Consider the following 15,221-nt stretch of genomic DNA (forward strand, 5'->3'; position numbering starts at 1 on the left):
GGAAGCCATAATGACCCTGGAAGCCCCCGCCGCCGAAGATGAAGTCTTCAAGATCACCCGCACCTTCGATGCCTCCAAGGCCTTGTTGTGGGATGTGGTGACAAAGGCTGAGCATCTCGCCAACTGGTTCGGCCCTGTCGGCATGAAGCTGATCGTCAAATCGCTTGATCTAAAGGTTGGCGGCACCTTCCTTTACGGAATGCAGATGCCGACGGGCGTGACCATGTGGGGCAAGTGGGTGTTCCGCGAAATCAGCGCGCCAGACAAGATCGCCTATGTCGTGTCCTTCTGCAATGAGGCCGGCGATCCGGTACGCCATCCGATGGCGCCCTTATGGCCGCTGGAGGTGCTGGCCATTCAGACCCTGACGGAAAAAGACGGTAAGACGATCTATGAAAGCCGCTCTTTCCCGATCAACGCCACGCCGGAAGAGCGCGCCGTCTTCAAGGCCGGTCATGCCTCCATGCAGATGGGCTTTGGCGGTACCTACATGCAACTCGAGGCCTATCTGGCGAGGATACAGAAATGATGGCGCCCGGATCCATCCGGGTCGCCAAGCCCGAAACTTTTACGCTCGAACGCGATTACGATCATTCCGTGTCACTACTCTTCTGGGCCTTCACCAGCCTGGAGGCCAAGCGGGCCTGGTACGGCGGGGAGGGCAGCTGGGAGGTCACCCGACATACGATGGATTTCGAGGTGGGCGGCTGGGAGCACTGGCGCGGCCGCCCCAATCCCGACGCGCCTTGGATGACCAATGACGGGCTCTATCTCGATATTCTGCCGGATGAGCGCATCATCCATCAGTACAATATGACGATGGATGGCCGTCTGTTCACCGTATCGCAGCAGGTGCTGGAGTTTTCCGCCAAGGGGTCAGGCTCTCACCTTAAACTTGTTGAACAGATTCTGTTCATCGATGGCGTCGATCATCTCGAAGACCGGATCGGCGGCACCAGGGACATGATGGACAAACTTGATGTCTACCTCAACACAGTTCCGGTAAATGCGAAATGATAATGCTCATCGTCATTCTGGTCCTGGCGGCCCTGTTCACCTTCCTGTTCGTCGTCATCAGCAAGCCGAACAATTTCCGGATGCAGCGCTCGATAACGATCAAGGCGCCGGCCGGGATTGTCTACGGCCATATCGCCGACTTTCGCAAATGGAAGGAGTGGTCGCCCTGGGAGCAGCTCGATCCCAGCCTCAAGCGCGCCTATAGCGGCGAAACCTCTGGCGTTGGCGCCGTTTATGACTGGGACGGTAATGGAAAAGCCGGCAAGGGCCGCATGACCATTCGAGAAGCTGCGCCGGCGCACCGCCTGCTGATCAATCTCGACTTTATCAAACCTATTCCCGCCACCAACAGCGCCGAGTTCCTGCTGCAACCGTCTGGCGAAGGCACGGTATTAACCTGGGCCATGTTCGGTCCCTCGCCTTTCATGTCCAAGCTGATGGGCACCCTCATGAACATGGACGACCTGATCGGCAAGGACTTCGAACGCGGGCTGGAAAACCTGAAACGCCTGAGCGAACAGGAAGCCGCTTAAGGCCCATTAAAATTAAGGAGACTATCATGAAACGCCTGCTCACTACGTGCGCGGTCTTGAGCCTCTGCGCCCTGAATCTGGCCTGCACGCCGCCCCAAAAGGCCGAACAGAAACCCGAAGCGGCCCCGGCATCTGCCACGCCATCGGTGGCCAATATTCCGGCTGGCGATTACAAGACCGACCCGGCGCACACCTCCCTGACCTTCAGCGTCAGCCACATGAGTTTTTCGTATTTCACCGCGCGCTTTACCGGTATCGACGCCCGCCTGAAACTCGACCCGGCGCACCCGGAATCCGCGGCCCTGACCGTGGCCATCGATCCGCAATCGCTGGACCTCAACAACCCGCCCAAAGGCTTCCATGACGAACTGATGGGCAAGAGCTTCTTCGATGCCGCGGCCTTCCCGAAGATCACCTTCACCTCGACACAGATCGCCATGACAGGCGCCAATACCGCCAATGTCACCGGCGACCTGACCCTGCATGGCGTCACGCATCCGGTGACCCTGGCCGTCACCTTCAATGGCGGCTATCCCGGAATGGCGGGCTATGACCCCAATGCCCGCATCGGCTTCTCGGCAAAGGGCACGCTCATGCGCTCCCAGTTCGGCATGGGTTACGGCATCCCGGCGCCGGGCACGACCATGGGCGTGGGGGACGAGGTTGATTTCACCATCGAGACCGAAATGACCGGTCCCGCCTTAAAGACACAGGAGAAGTAAGATGACCGAACGCTCCAGCCACCATGACACCTTCACCATTGAACGCGATATCGACGCACCGCCCAACCTGGTTTTCTTCGCCTGGGCCAATGCCGACGCCAAGGCGCAGTGGTTCACCGCGCCTGCCGATAAATGGGAACTGATCGAGCGCCATCTCGATTTCCGCGAAGGCGGCACCGAACGGCTGAAAGGCCGCTGGCAAAGCGGCACGGTCAGCGATTTCACCTGCGAATACCGCGACATCGTACCCGACCAGCGCATCGTCTACAGCTACGACATGCACCATAACGACAAGCGGCTGTCCTGTTCGCTCGCCACCATCGAGTTCACCCCGAACGGCCAGGGCACGCACCTCAAACTGACCGAACAGGTCGTCCATTTCGATGGCTACCCGACGCCGGAAGATCGCAAGACCGGCACCGAAAAGCTGATCGACATGGCGTTGGCCTACATCATTTCCCAAAAGCAGAAGCATAAGGAGAGGCTGCCATGAAAATCACCCCCTATCTCAACTTCCCCGGCACCTGCGCCGAAGCCTTCAAATTCTACGCCGAAACCCTCGGCGGCGAGATCACCTTCATGCAGACCCACGGCGACAGTCCGATGAAGGACATGGTCGGCGCTGACTGGCAGGACAAGATCATGCACGCCACGCTTCAGGTCGGCAGCAACACACTCGCGGGTTCGGATGCCCCCCTGCATATGCAGGCCAGGCCCGCCGGCTTCATGGTGACGATCAACCCCGATACTGAAGACGATGCAAAGCGCATCTATGCCGCCTTTGCCGATGGCGGTGAGGTGAAGATGGAACTGCAGCCAACCTTCTGGGCCTTGCAGTTCGGCATGGTGACGGATCGTTTCGGCACGCCGTGGATGATCAATGTCGAGGCGGCGGCCTGATGGACCGGGCCTGCCGCAATATCGCCCACACCGACAGTGATCTCAGGATCGAGCGTCTGTTCGATGCGCCGCGGGCCCTCGTCTATGAAGCCTGGACCAATCCGGCCCTGCTGTCGCAATGGTGGGGACCGGCGCACTATCCGGCCACGCATCTCGACATGGATGTGCGGCCGGGTGGCCGGTGGCGCAATTGCCTGACCTCGGTCGAGACCGGCGACGCCCTGTGGCAGAACGGTGTCTTCATCGAGGTCGTGCCGCTCGAAAAACTGGTCTTCACCTTTGTCTGGGAAGCGGCCGGCGAACGCGGCGAAACCAATACCGTCGTCATAACTTTCGAGGATCGCGGGAGCCAGACTCTCGTGACGCTCACTCAACAACCCTTCCTGTCGGCGCATGAAGCTGAAGGCCACGGTGACGGCTGGTGGTCAAGTTTCGACCGCCTGCACACCCTGCTATCTTTTCCGATGGAGATTTCCGCATGAGTTATCAAACAGATGTCGCCACCGAGGCGAACGATATCGTCCTGTCGCGCTTTTTCGCTGCGCCGCGCCCGCTGGTCTTCATGGCCTGGGTCGATCCCGTCATGCTGGCCGAATGGTGGGGACCGGCAGGCTTCACCGCCACCGTCGATATCGATGTGCGCGAAGGCGGCGAAATGTCGCTCGTCATGCACAGCCCCGAAGGCGAAGACTATCCGATCGGCGGCCATTTCGGCGAAATCGTGCCAAACGAAAGCCTGGTCATGATCATGGATGCCAGCCGCCATTCCGAAGGCTGGCACGAAGCGGTCAAGGCCGGCTTCATAGAGGCCGGCGGCCGGCCGGAAGACTATAATGCCGATCCGATCCGCACCCTGATCACCTTCGCCGACGAAGGCAACGGCACGCGCGTTACCGTGCGCCAGACCTTCACCATGGCCACCATGCGCGATGCCCATATCAAGCTCGGCAGCGGCGTGGGCTGGAGCGGCAGCTTCAACAAGCTGGACGGCGTGCTAAAAAAAGCGGGCGGCTAAAGGCTGGCCAGAATGGCGTCGATGCCGATCTGGGCGATTTCCAGATCCTCGACGCCGGACAGGCCGCTGACCGCCACCGCACCGAGGCATTGCTCCTGATACATAACCGGCGCGCCGCCATCCCAGCCGACATAGCGGCTGTCGCCATGATAATGGACATCGGAGCCATCGGCCTGGGCATTGCGGCCGAGATCGCCGGACGGGCCGCGCACGCGGGCGGCGGTATAGACCTTGTTCTGCGCGATAACGATCGGCGGCAGGGCGCAGCCATCGGTGCGCCATAGGGCCAGCAGTTCGCCATGACTGTCACCGACCGCGACCACGCCGGCCTTGCCGCGCCTTTTCAGTTCGGCGACGCAGGCATCGATGGCCAGCCGGGCTTCGGCCTCGCCCAAATTCAGTATGGTTTGCATCCGGTATCCTCTCTGTTCTTTTTATATGTGAACCTGAATAGGGATGTCTCGTCACCGGTGTCAATAGGGCTTGACGACAGCGCTGTCATCGTGATCCATAGGGGCACAATAAATATATCAGAGAAGAAGCGCCCCATGTCCCATCGTCCCCTGTTGCGGGCCGCCGCGTCCGTGGCTGCCCTGTTGCTGTCTTCCAACGTCCATGCCGCCGAGAAGCCCGCAACGGTCCATCCGAAGACATGGCCGGTCGCCAAATCGCCCATCGGCCTCGACCCGGTGATCGAAAAGCGCATCACCGAGATGCTGGCGCAGATGACGGTCGAGGAAAAGGTCGGCCAGGTCATCCAGCCGGAATGGAAGTCGATCAAGCCGGAAGAAGTGACACAATATCATATCGGCTCGATCGAGAACGGCGGTGGCGCCGTGCCGAACGGCAACAAGCACGCCACGGTCAAGGACTGGGTCGACCTGATCGAACCCTATTATCAGGCATCCGTAGTACCCGGTCAGAAAGTTACCATCCCACTGATATGGGCCTCGGACGCCGTACACGGCCATAACAATGTCTATGGCGCCACGCTGTTCCCGCACAATATCGGCCTCGGCGCGGCGCACGATCCCGATCTGATCCGCCGCATCGGTGAGGCCACCGCCGCCGAGGTGCGCTCCACCGGCATGGACTGGTCATTTGCTCCCACCATCGCCGTGGCGCGCGATGACCGCTGGGGCCGCACCTATGAGAGCTATTCCGAAGATCCAGCGATCACCAGAAAATATGCCGCCGCCATGGTTTCCGGCATCGAAGGCTCCGGCGCGACCTTCCTTGACGACCACCATGTCATTGCCACCGCCAAGCATTTCCTCGGCGATGGCTCGACCGATGGCGGCCGCGACCAAGGCAACTCCACCGTCTCCGAGGCCGACCTCGCGCGCCTGCATGGCGCCGCCTATGCCGACGCCATCAATGCCGGCACGCAATCGGTCATGGCCTCCTACAATTCGTGGCATGGCACCAAGATGCACGCCAACAAGGCCCTGCTGACCGATGTGCTGAAAGGCCGGATGGGCTTTGACGGCTTCATCATGGGCGATTGGCTGGCCCACGGACAGATTCCCGGCTGCACCAATTCAGACTGCCCCGCCGCTTTCAATGCCGGGCTGGATATCTTCAACCAGCCACAGGACTGGAAACTGCTCTACGCCAATCTGGTCAGGCAGGTGAATGACGGGACAATCCCGAAAGCGCGGCTGGATGATGCCGTGCGCCGGATATTGCGCGTGAAGTTCCGCATGAAGGCGTTCGAGCAACCCTCGCCGGCGAACCGTCCGGACACCTTTAAGCCGATCGGCACGCCGGAACACCGCGCCATTGCCCGCGAGGCCGTGGCTAAATCGCTGGTGCTGCTGAAGAATAATGGCGTCCTGCCGCTGAAAGCCGGCGCGCGCGTCCTGATTGCCGGCGATGGCGCCGACAATATCGCCATGCAATCGGGCGGCTGGACGCTAAGCTGGCAGGGGGCCGACAACACCAATGCCGATTTCCCCGGCGCCACTTCGATCTATGAGGGATTGAAAGCCCAGATCGAGGCCGCCGGTGGCCAGGCGCTTTACAGCCCGGACGGCACCACCCCGCAAAAGCCGGACGTCGCCATCATTGTTTTCGGCGAAACGCCCTATGCCGAATTCATGGGCGACCAGTCGGATGTGGCCCTGCACCATGATAATTCCGACTCTCTGGAATTGTTAAAAAAGCTAAAGGCACAAGGCATTCCCGTTGTTGCGGTGATGCTGTCCGGCCGGGCGCTGTACGTCAATCCGCAGATCAATGCCGCTGATGCCTTTGTCGCCGCCTGGCTGCCGGGATCTGAAGGCGAAGGCATCGCCGATGTCCTGACCGGCAAGTCGGATTTCACCGGCAAGCTCAGTTTCTCATGGCCGAAGCGTCCCGACCAGACGCCGCTCAATGTCGGGGACAAGGCTTACGATCCGCAGTTCGCCTATGGCTATGGCCTGAGTTACGCTGCACCGGCCGAGACGCCGCAATTGCCTGAAGTGGCTGACACCACCAAATATGGCGAGAAAAACGTCTATTTCAGCAAGGGCACTTTCTGGAACGGCTATCACCTGACTCTTGCCGATGACGACAGGCACCGCATGGACTATGTCGACACACAGGCGACGCTCTACGGCACGGCAGCACTGACCGTCACGCCGGAAACGGATGGCGCGGTTAGGGCCACCTGGAACGGCAAGGGCAAGGCGGCGCTGGAAGTCGGCGCCGACACGTCGTCCGATATCGCCCGCGAAGCCAATGGCGCCATGATGATTGCGCTCACCCTGCGCGTCAATGCGGCGCCCTCGGCTGAGGTGCGCCTGGGCGTCGGGTCTGCGTCCGTGCCGGTCACCGGATGGCTGAAAAATGCATCCACCGGCTATGCCAAGCTCGCCGTGCCTCTGTCCTGTTTCAAGGCGCAGGATCTCTCTGCCACGCCGACCGTGGCGCGCATCGAGACGGCTGGTATGCTTGACCTGTCGATTTCCGATATTCGTCTTACCGAAACCAAACCCGGCGCCAGTTGCCCGGCAGAATGATAAATCTTGATCCTCCCCTGCGAAGCGGAGGAGGTGGCAGCGCGAGGCTCAAAGAGCCGGTGTCGCTGACGGAGGGGCATTCCACAGTTTACCCCCTCCAGCGATACCTCCCCTTACGCTGTGCGACGAAGGAGGATCAAAGCCTACCGCTTTAGTTCCGACAACGCGCAGCCCTTGCAACTGCCGCAGCCTGAGCCACAACCACTGTCCTTTGCCGCGACCGGCTCAAGCTTTGGCGCGATGCCCGGCAAACCGGCGCGACTTAGAGCTTGAGCGCCCTTAACCTGCAGGTCATGGCTCAGCTTCGGCATCAGTTTGCGCAGCATCTGCACGGCGCAGAAGGCGACAATCGTCGTAATGATCACGGCCTGGATGACTGCGTATATCATGAGAGCCTCGATACGATCTGATAGGTCAGGAAGGCGAAGATGTAGGCGAGGGTGAACAGATAGCCCGCCGTGACACCGACCATCTTCCACGAATTGGTTTCGCGGCGGATGACGGCCAGTGTGGAAAGACACTGCGGTGCGAAGACATACCAGGCCATCAGGGACAAGGCGGTGGCCAGCGTCCATTGTGATGAGATCAGCGAGCCCAGTTGCGTCGCCACGGCGTCATCGCTGCCGGAAACGGCATAGACCGTGCCCAGCGCCGATACCGCCACTTCGCGCGCCGCCAGTCCGGGGATCAGCGCCACGCAGATCTGCCAGTTGAAACCGATGGGCGCGAAAACCGGCGCAATCACATGGCCGATCATGCCGGCCAGAGAATAGTCGATCGCCGGGCCGGTGGCGCCTTCGGGCTTGCCAGGGAAGGTGGTGGTCACCCACAGCAGGGTATTGACCGTGAAGATGATGCCGGTGATGCGGCGCATGAAGATCATGGCGCGTTCGCCCAGGCCGATCAGCAAATTCTTGGCGTGCGGCATCCGGTAGGATGGCAATTCCATGATCAGCGGGTGCTCGCTCTTGTCACGGCGGAAAACCGACATGACCAGCGAGACGGTCAGCCCGCCGACAATGCCGATGATATACATGCCAAACAGGATCAGGCCACGGAAGCTGATGAAGCCGAACACCTGCTGTTCCGGCACGAAGGCGGCGATAAGCAGGGTATAAACGGGGATACGCGCCGAGCAGGTCATCAGCGGCGCGATCATGATGGTGGTGATGCGGTCGCGGATATCGTGGATCGAGCGCGTGGCCATGATGCCGGGAATGGCGCAGGCATGGCTGGAGAGCAGCGGAATGAAGGAGCGCCCGGTCAGGCCGGCCTTCGACATCAGGTTATCGAGCAGAAAAGCTGCGCGCGGCAGGTAGCCCGATTCTTCCAGGATCAGGATAAAGAAGAACAGGATGATGATCTGCGGCAGGAAGACGATGACCGAGCCCAGGCCACCGATCAGGGCATCGGCGATAAAGCTTTTCAGCAGGCCATTCGGCAGGGTCTCGGTGACGACGCTCCCCAGCCACGCCATGCTGGCCTCGATGAAATCCATGGCCGGCGTCGCCCAGGTGAAGACCGCCTGGAAGACTACAAACATGATGGCGATCAGAATCGGAATACCCAGAAACGGATTGAGCAGGATGCCATCCAGCCGGTCATCGATCAGCGAGGTACGCTGCGGCATGACCACCGAGGCATCGAGAATGCGGCGCACGTCCTTGTGCAGGTCTCCGCTTTCGGTCACGTCCGGCACATGCGGCGCAACATTGGCGTCGAGGTGCGCCACAAGGGCGCCAGTGCCCTCGGCCTTGACCGCGATGGTTTCGATCACCTTGACGCCCAGCCCGGCTTCGAGTTTGGCGGTATCGATCCGGATGCCGCGCGCGCGCGCCGCGTCCATCATGTTGAGCGCCAGAATCATCGGCCGGCCGAGGCGCTTGACCTCCAGCACGAAGCGCAGGTGCAGGCGCAGATTGGTGGCGTCGGCCACGCAGACGATCAGGTCCGGCATGGTCTCACCCGGACGTCTCCCTAAGCAGATATCACGGGTGATGATTTCGTCCGGCCCCATGGCCTCCAAGCTGTATGTGCCCGGCAGGTCGAGCACCTGCACCTTGCGGCCGGACGGCGCAATGAAATGGCCTTCCTTGCGCTCGACCGTGACGCCGGCATAGTTGGCCACCTTCTGGCGGGCGCCGGTAAGCTGGTTGAACAGGGCCGTCTTCCCGCAATTGGGGTTCCCGACAAGCGCAATCGTGAGAGCGTCCATTCAGGCGGCCTTTTCGACCAAAACGCGGGAAGCTTCCGAACGCCGCAGGGCAAACCGCGTGAAGCCGATCTGAATCAACAGCGGATCGGCGCCGATCGGGCCACGCCCGACCACCCGGATCTCCTCGCCATCGACAAAGCCCAGTTCGCGCAGGCGATTACTGATCAGGTCGCCGTCATGTGTATCGATAACGCCGGTCACATGGGCAAGGGCAAAGGCGGGCAGGTCGGTCAATTTCATCAGGGTTCACTCGTACGATGCGAATGATTATCATTTATACCCCCCGCAGGTCAAGCGATTGCACATGAAACGCAAAAACCTGCGGCAATTTGACCGGTAATACGGCGGTCAAAAGGCAATAATGCAAATTATTCGCAAGATTCAGCTTGCAATTAAGAATGGTTCTCAATAACAAATGTGCAACGCTGTCTCCCCCAGCCTAATCTGAGAGAAGAAACATGTCCTCCATTCGCAGCCGCAAACATGCGGTAAATCCCTACGCCCTGGCCCTGACAGCCCTCGCCCTGCCTTCCGCAGCCATGGCCGATGCCGCCGACGCGGCCCGCGACTCTACGCATGTAACGGTCAGGGGCGAGCGCCGCGGCCCATATAAAGAGGACCATTCATCCAGCAAGAAGGCCACCGCCGACCTGCTCGATACCCCGCAAACCGTTCAGGTCATCGGCAAGGAAATCATCCGCGAACAGGGCGCCACTACCCTCACCGAGGCCCTGCGCAATTCGGCGGGTGTCGGCACCTTCTATCTTGGTGAAAACGGCAGCACCTCTACCGGCGACGCCGTCTATATGCGCGGATCGGACGCTTCCGGCAGCATCTTTGTCGATGGCGTGCGCGATGTCGCCTCGGTTTCTCGTGATGTTTTCAATATCGAATCCGTCGAAGTCCTGAAGGGCGCGGCCGGCACCGATGTCGGCCGCGGTTCGGCCACCGGCGCCATCAATCTCTACACCAAGCGCGCCGCTCCCCATGACTTCGCCAATGCTTCGGTTTCCGCCGGCGGCGGTGATTTCAGCCGCGCCATGGCCGATGCAAACTGGAAGCTGGCAGGAACCAGCGCCCTGCGTCTCAACCTGATGGCCCAGGATGCCGGTATTGCCGGCCGCGACGCCATCAAGAACAAACGCTGGGGCGCCGCCGCCTCGCTGGGCTTCGGCCTCGGCACCTCGACCCGCTATTTCCTCAACTATATGCATGTCGATCAGGACAACACGCCCGACGGCGGCGTCTCAACTATCGGCCTGCCGGGCTATTCCGCTCCGGATGACCGCGATTTTCTGAATACGGCCGCGCCAGTCAATCCGAAAAACTTCTATGGCACGAAGGATGATTTCGACGATATCCAGACCGATGTTGTTACGTTCAGCATCGAGCACGATTTCAATAACGGCCTGCATTTCAGCAACCTGACGCGCTGGAGCCAGACCGATCAGGATTACCAGCTCAGCGCGATCATGGGCCAGGCGGCCACCAGCACGCGCCCCCTGCTGACGCCCGATCCGGCCGATCCGTCTACCTGGACCCTGACGCGCCTTGTCAACAACAAGGATGTTCGCAATACCATGCTGACCAACCAGACCAACCTGCAGGCGCATTTCCGCGCCGGCGGCCTGGAACACAGCCTCAGTACCGGCCTGGAGCTGATCAGCGAAGAACAGAAAAGTCTGGCCTTCGACAGCACTACCGCCGGCGCCTATCCGGCGGTCAGCGTCTATGATCCGCAATCGGATGTCAGCGGCTATACGCGCAGACACAGCGGCGCCTACAGCGATGGCCAGACCGATACGATCGGCCTCTATGTCAATGACACGATCCGGTTCAGTGAAGCCTGGCAAGTCAGCGCCGGCCTGCGTCTGGACCACTATAAGACCGATTATAAAAGCGTCGCCGTCGATGGCACAGTCACGGCGTATAAGGCCGAGGATGATCTGCTGACCGGCAAGTTCGGCCTGGTCTACAAGCCCGCCGCCAATGGCAGCATTTACGCCTCCTACGCCATCACCCAGCAGCCGCCGGGCGGGTCCAGCTTCACCCTGGCCGCCGATGATTCCGCCAATGCCAACAATCCGAATGTCGACCCGCAAAAGGCCGAAACCTCGGAAATCGGCACCAAATGGGATCTGTTGCACAAACGCCTCTCCCTGACCGGCGCCCTCTACCGCACGCAATATTCCGACACGATCGCCACCGACACCGACGGCACCTTCTACCATGCCGGCGAAAAGAGCGTTTCCGGCATCGAACTGGGCATTGTCGGCCAGATCAATCCGCACTGGAATATCAGCGCCGGCTATACCGTCATGGATACTGAGGTGAAGAACGTAGCCGCCGTCACCGCCGACGGTTCGGCCAACCTGGCCTACAGCCCGACCGATGCCTTCACCCTGTGGACGACCTATGCCGGCAAGCGCTTCACCATCGGCGGCGGTGCCCGCTACAATGGCGAAATGAAACGTGGCAGGGATGGCGCCGTCGGCACCCCGGCCTTCGTCAAGGGCTATGTCGCCTTTGACGGCGTGGCGAGCTACCAGCTCACGCCGCGCGTCCAGCTTCAGCTCAATGCCTATAACCTGCTGGACAAACAATATGTGGCGGCGATCAACAAGTCCGGCTACCGCTACACGCCGGGCACACCGCAAACCTTCCGCCTGACGGCCAATGTCAGCTTCTGACCGTCAGATTTGATTTTACCTACAAGCCCCGGCGGATAGCGCCGGGGCTTCCGGCTTTCCGGAGATTGCCACTTGATGCTGCATGTTCCCAATGTTCTGACCCGCGATCAGGTGCGTGAGATACGCGCCCGGCTTGATGCCGCCGACTGGCTGGATGGCAAGACGACCGTGGGCGCGCAGGGCGCGCGGGTGAAGAACAACCGCCAGCTTTCCGAACACGGCGCCCTGTCGCGCGAACTGGGCCAGATCGTGCTCGATGCCGTGAAAGCCAACGACCTGTTCTTCGCCGCCGCCCTGCCGCTGCGCTTCGTGCCACCGCTTTTTAATCGCTATGAGGGTGGTGAGACCTATGGCCTGCATGTCGATGGCGCCATGCGGCCCTTGCCAACGGGTGATGGCTGGCTGCGCACCGATCTTTCCTGCACGCTGTTCCTGTGCGATCCGGAGGACTATGACGGCGGCGAACTGGAGGTGGTCGATACCTACGGCACGCACGAGGTCAGGCTGCTGGCCGGCGACCTGATCCTTTACCCCTCCACCAGCCTGCATCAGGTGACGCCGGTGACGCGCGGCGCGCGGGTCTGTTCGTTCTTCTGGCTGCAAAGCCTGGTGCGCGATGGCACGCAGCGCCAGATGCTGTTCGATCTCGACATGACTATCCGGAAACTGCGCGCGCAACTGGGGGACAGCGCTGAGGTGCTCGGCCTGACTGCGCATTACCACAACCTCATGCGCCAGTGGGCTGAGGGGTAATCTCTCCTCCCCATTTCTTAAATGGGGAGGTGGCATCGAGCCTTTAGCGAGATGACGGAGGGGCGCCCCCTCCACCGCTTCGCGGCCCCTCTCCCCATCAAGATGGGGAGGAGAGAACTTACGGAAACAGAAAGCTCGTGGTGGCGTCGACAATCTTTTTCAGTTCCTCACGGCTGGCGCCGGCGCGGGCGCGCACGGCCAGGCTGGAAGTCAGCGACGTGATCATCTGCGACATCACCTTCGGGTCCTGGTTGGAACCGATATGGCCCATTTCCTGCGCTTTGGTGAAGAAGCGCTCGAAGCGGGCATCGAATTCCTCAATCGTGCCTTGGAGCACGCTCATGATCGATTCATGCCGCGGGGCTTCGTTCAGCGCCGTACACATGAAGGCGCAGCCCAGGCATTCTTCGGTTTCGTTGGCTTCCGTCTCGCCGGTATAGGACGAGATCATCACATCAAAATAGCGATTGATGATATCCCGCAGGCTGCCGTCCCTGCCGGTGCATTGCAGCACCGTGTCGAGCTTGGCGGATATACCGTTGCGGTAGCGTTCCATCGCCTTGAGATAAAGGGCCTCCTTGTCGCCGAAGGTGGCCGCCAGCGAAGGCCGGCTGACGCCGGTGGCGGCGGAGATATCGTCGAGCGACGTATTGGCGAAGCCGCGCATCCAGAACATTTCCAGCACCGTTTCCAGTACGGCATCCGGATCGAAGGCACGCGGACGACCGCGCTTGCGCGGCGCTTCACAGGCACAGGCTTGCGGATCGACCGCCTGCCCGCCGCAGGTCACGTCAGGCAGGTCTATCGTCTTCAGGTCATCCAAGACACAACACTCCTTACCAGAATCTGGCAGTTGCCAGTTTCTGGCAGACTGTCAGTCTAAGCATTTTTCCCTGTCGCGCAAAGCCCAAAACGCTGGGGCAAATGGTCGCTTGCAGGGACAGTAACATATTTATTTGCGATGTCGCATAAAAATATGTTTACAAAATGACGGGGCGGGACTATTTAACTGCGACGCCGCATTAAATTAGCCGAAGCGACCGAAAAACGCCAGCCCGATTTTTTGCCCAACCGTATGCGTTCCTCCTCCCATTCCTTTACTCCCCAAAGGATATCGTCATGTTCGATCCCGTTGTTTCCTCCCTGAAGCTTGAGCGTTACCGCAAGCTGCTCGTTGCCGGCGCCGTGTCGCTGACCGTCCTGGCCGCCGTCGGCATCGGCACCGCTCTGAGCACCCAGGCCGCCAACCAGCCCGCCGCCAGCGCGCCTACGCCCGTTACTGTTTCCGTCGTGTCCCTGCAAAACGTCGCCCAGTGGACCGACTTTTCCGGTCACCTCGAAGCGGTCGATCGTGTTGAAATCCGCCCGCGCGTCGCCGGCGCCATCAAGGCCATCCACTTCCGTGAAGGCGCACTCGTAAAAGCCGGCGACCTGCTGGTCACCATCGATCCCGCCCCCTTCCAGGCAGAAGCCGCCAGAGCGCAAGCCGAGGTTTCCGCCGCTTCCGCCCGCCTGACCCTGGCCACCTCCGAACAGGCCCGCGCCCAGCGCCTGTGGGCCGATCACGCCATCGCGCAATCCGAACTGGAAAGCCGCACCAACGATCTGAAGGCGGCGCAGGCCAATCTCGATGCCGCCCGCGCCTCGCTGCAATCGGCCAATCTGAACCTCAGCTATACCCGGGTCCGCGCCCCGGTTTCCGGACGGGTCGGCCGTATCGAGGTGACGGTCGGCAACCTGGTCGGTTCCGGCCCGCAGGCCGCCATGCTGACGACCCTGGTCTCGGTCAGCCCGATCTATGCCAGCTTCGATGCGGACGAAGAGGTCATCCACAATACGCTCGCCGATCTGGGCTCGACCTCGCTGGAAACCATTCCCGTGACGGTGGAAGCTGATGGTGGTGAGCCGATCTCCGGCCACCTGCAACTGATCGACAACCAGTTTGATGGCACCAGCGGCACCCTGCGCGCCCGCGCTGTCTTCCAGAACCCCGAAGGCAAGTTGATCCCCGGCCAGTTCGTCCGTGTCCATATGGGCGCGGCGCAGGAAAAGCCGGCCCTGCTGGTTTCGGAACTGGCGGTCGGCACTGACCAGAGCAAGCGCTTTGTCTATGTGGTCGGCGCCGATCACAAGGTCGCCTATCGTGAAGTGACCCTCGGCGGCACGGCCAACGGCCTGCGCATCGTCACCTCAGGTTTGAAGGACGGCGAACGCATTATCGTCAGCGGCATCCAGCATGTCGGCCCCGGTTCGGTCGTGTCCGAAACCGTCGCCGCCATGGACGCCAAAGCCAAGCCGGAAGCCTGATTTTTTCTCTTCGATAAGTAAGAAACCCCACCACCACGCCCTGCGGGCGCGGTCCCCCTCCCCG

General features: G+C 60.9%; 17 protein-coding genes. 12 read left to right on the forward strand and 5 right to left on the reverse strand.

The annotated features are described in order from the left end of the window. Nucleotides 1-10 precede the first annotated feature (10 nt). From NVV72_07350 to NVV72_07385, 8 genes are read left to right on the forward strand one after another with little or no spacing between them, the layout of a single operon-like run. A complete protein-coding gene (locus NVV72_07350) occupies nt 11-529 on the forward strand; it encodes an SRPBCC domain-containing protein (GenBank protein ID MCR6659154.1) in 519 nt (172 codons plus the stop codon). Beyond that, on the forward strand, nt 526-1,017 hold the full coding sequence (locus tag NVV72_07355; protein ID MCR6659155.1) for an SRPBCC domain-containing protein: 492 nt from the start codon (nt 526-528) through the stop codon (nt 1,015-1,017). The genes NVV72_07350 and NVV72_07355 overlap by 4 nt, the downstream gene beginning before the upstream one ends. Next, nucleotides 1,014-1,550, forward strand: coding sequence for an SRPBCC family protein (locus tag NVV72_07360; GenBank protein ID MCR6659156.1), 537 nt, complete (start codon nt 1,014-1,016; stop codon nt 1,548-1,550). Before NVV72_07355 ends, NVV72_07360 begins: the two co-directional genes overlap by 4 nt. 26 nt (nt 1,551-1,576) lie before the next feature. Further along, nucleotides 1,577-2,272, forward strand: a complete 696-nt coding sequence (locus NVV72_07365) for a YceI family protein (GenBank protein ID MCR6659157.1) — start codon at nt 1,577-1,579, stop codon at nt 2,270-2,272. Nucleotide 2,273: 1 nt separating this feature from the next. Further along, a complete protein-coding gene (locus tag NVV72_07370) occupies nt 2,274-2,765 on the forward strand; it encodes an SRPBCC family protein (GenBank protein MCR6659158.1) in 492 nt (163 codons plus the stop codon). Then, on the forward strand, nt 2,762-3,172 hold the full coding sequence (locus tag NVV72_07375; GenBank protein ID MCR6659159.1) for a VOC family protein: 411 nt from the start codon (nt 2,762-2,764) through the stop codon (nt 3,170-3,172). Before NVV72_07370 ends, NVV72_07375 begins: the two co-directional genes overlap by 4 nt. Continuing rightward, nucleotides 3,172-3,654, forward strand: a complete 483-nt coding sequence (locus NVV72_07380) for an SRPBCC domain-containing protein (protein MCR6659160.1) — start codon at nt 3,172-3,174, stop codon at nt 3,652-3,654. The genes NVV72_07375 and NVV72_07380 overlap by 1 nt, the downstream gene beginning before the upstream one ends. Then, nucleotides 3,651-4,187, forward strand: a complete 537-nt coding sequence (locus tag NVV72_07385) for an SRPBCC domain-containing protein (GenBank protein MCR6659161.1) — start codon at nt 3,651-3,653, stop codon at nt 4,185-4,187. The genes NVV72_07380 and NVV72_07385 overlap by 4 nt, the downstream gene beginning before the upstream one ends. Here NVV72_07385 and NVV72_07390 read toward each other — a convergent pair. Then, on the reverse strand, nt 4,184-4,600 hold the full coding sequence (locus tag NVV72_07390) for a heme-binding protein (GenBank protein ID MCR6659162.1): 417 nt from the start codon (nt 4,598-4,600) through the stop codon (nt 4,184-4,186). The genes NVV72_07385 and NVV72_07390 overlap by 4 nt on opposite strands. Nucleotides 4,601-4,735: 135 nt before the next feature. Between NVV72_07390 and NVV72_07395 the strand changes: the two genes are divergently transcribed. Continuing rightward, entirely contained in the window at nt 4,736-7,192 is a 2,457-nt protein-coding gene (locus tag NVV72_07395) for an exo 1,3/1,4-beta-D-glucan glucohydrolase (GenBank protein ID MCR6659163.1), read from the forward strand. Between the two features lie 143 nt (nt 7,193-7,335). On the opposite strand, the gene NVV72_07400 is transcribed toward NVV72_07395, so the two are convergent. From NVV72_07400 to NVV72_07410, 3 genes are read right to left on the reverse strand one after another with little or no spacing between them, the layout of a single operon-like run. Then, nucleotides 7,336-7,581: a hypothetical protein gene (locus tag NVV72_07400; GenBank protein MCR6659164.1), complete on the reverse strand. Its 246-nt coding sequence runs from the start codon at nt 7,579-7,581 to the stop codon at nt 7,336-7,338. Beyond that, on the reverse strand, nt 7,578-9,407 hold the full coding sequence (locus NVV72_07405) for a ferrous iron transporter B (protein ID MCR6659165.1): 1,830 nt from the start codon (nt 9,405-9,407) through the stop codon (nt 7,578-7,580). Before NVV72_07405 ends, NVV72_07400 begins: the two co-directional genes overlap by 4 nt. Then, complete coding sequence (locus tag NVV72_07410; GenBank protein MCR6659166.1) at nt 9,408-9,647, reverse strand: ferrous iron transport protein A; 240 nt, start codon at nt 9,645-9,647, stop codon at nt 9,408-9,410. 218 nt (nt 9,648-9,865) lie between these two features. Here NVV72_07410 and NVV72_07415 point away from each other — a divergent pair, with 218 nt between their 5' ends. Then, nucleotides 9,866-12,097 carry a catecholate siderophore receptor Fiu gene (locus NVV72_07415; protein ID MCR6659167.1) on the forward strand — a complete coding sequence of 744 codons (2,232 nt, stop codon included), beginning with the start codon at nt 9,866-9,868 and terminating at the stop codon, nt 12,095-12,097. A gap of 72 nt (nt 12,098-12,169) precedes the next feature. Then, entirely contained in the window at nt 12,170-12,850 is a 681-nt protein-coding gene (locus NVV72_07420; protein MCR6659168.1) for a Fe2+-dependent dioxygenase, read from the forward strand. A gap of 118 nt (nt 12,851-12,968) precedes the next feature. Here NVV72_07420 and NVV72_07425 read toward each other — a convergent pair whose 3' ends face one another. After that, entirely contained in the window at nt 12,969-13,673 is a 705-nt protein-coding gene (locus NVV72_07425; protein MCR6659169.1) for a TetR/AcrR family transcriptional regulator, read from the reverse strand. A gap of 296 nt (nt 13,674-13,969) precedes the next feature. Between NVV72_07425 and NVV72_07430 the strand changes: the two genes are divergently transcribed. Continuing rightward, complete coding sequence (locus tag NVV72_07430; GenBank protein MCR6659170.1) at nt 13,970-15,157, forward strand: efflux RND transporter periplasmic adaptor subunit; 1,188 nt, start codon at nt 13,970-13,972, stop codon at nt 15,155-15,157. The last annotated feature ends 64 nt before the right edge of the window (nt 15,158-15,221 follow it).

Origin of the sequence: Asticcacaulis sp. (genome assembly GCA_024707255.1) — a bacterium.
Lineage (GTDB): Bacteria > Pseudomonadota > Alphaproteobacteria > Caulobacterales > Caulobacteraceae > Asticcacaulis.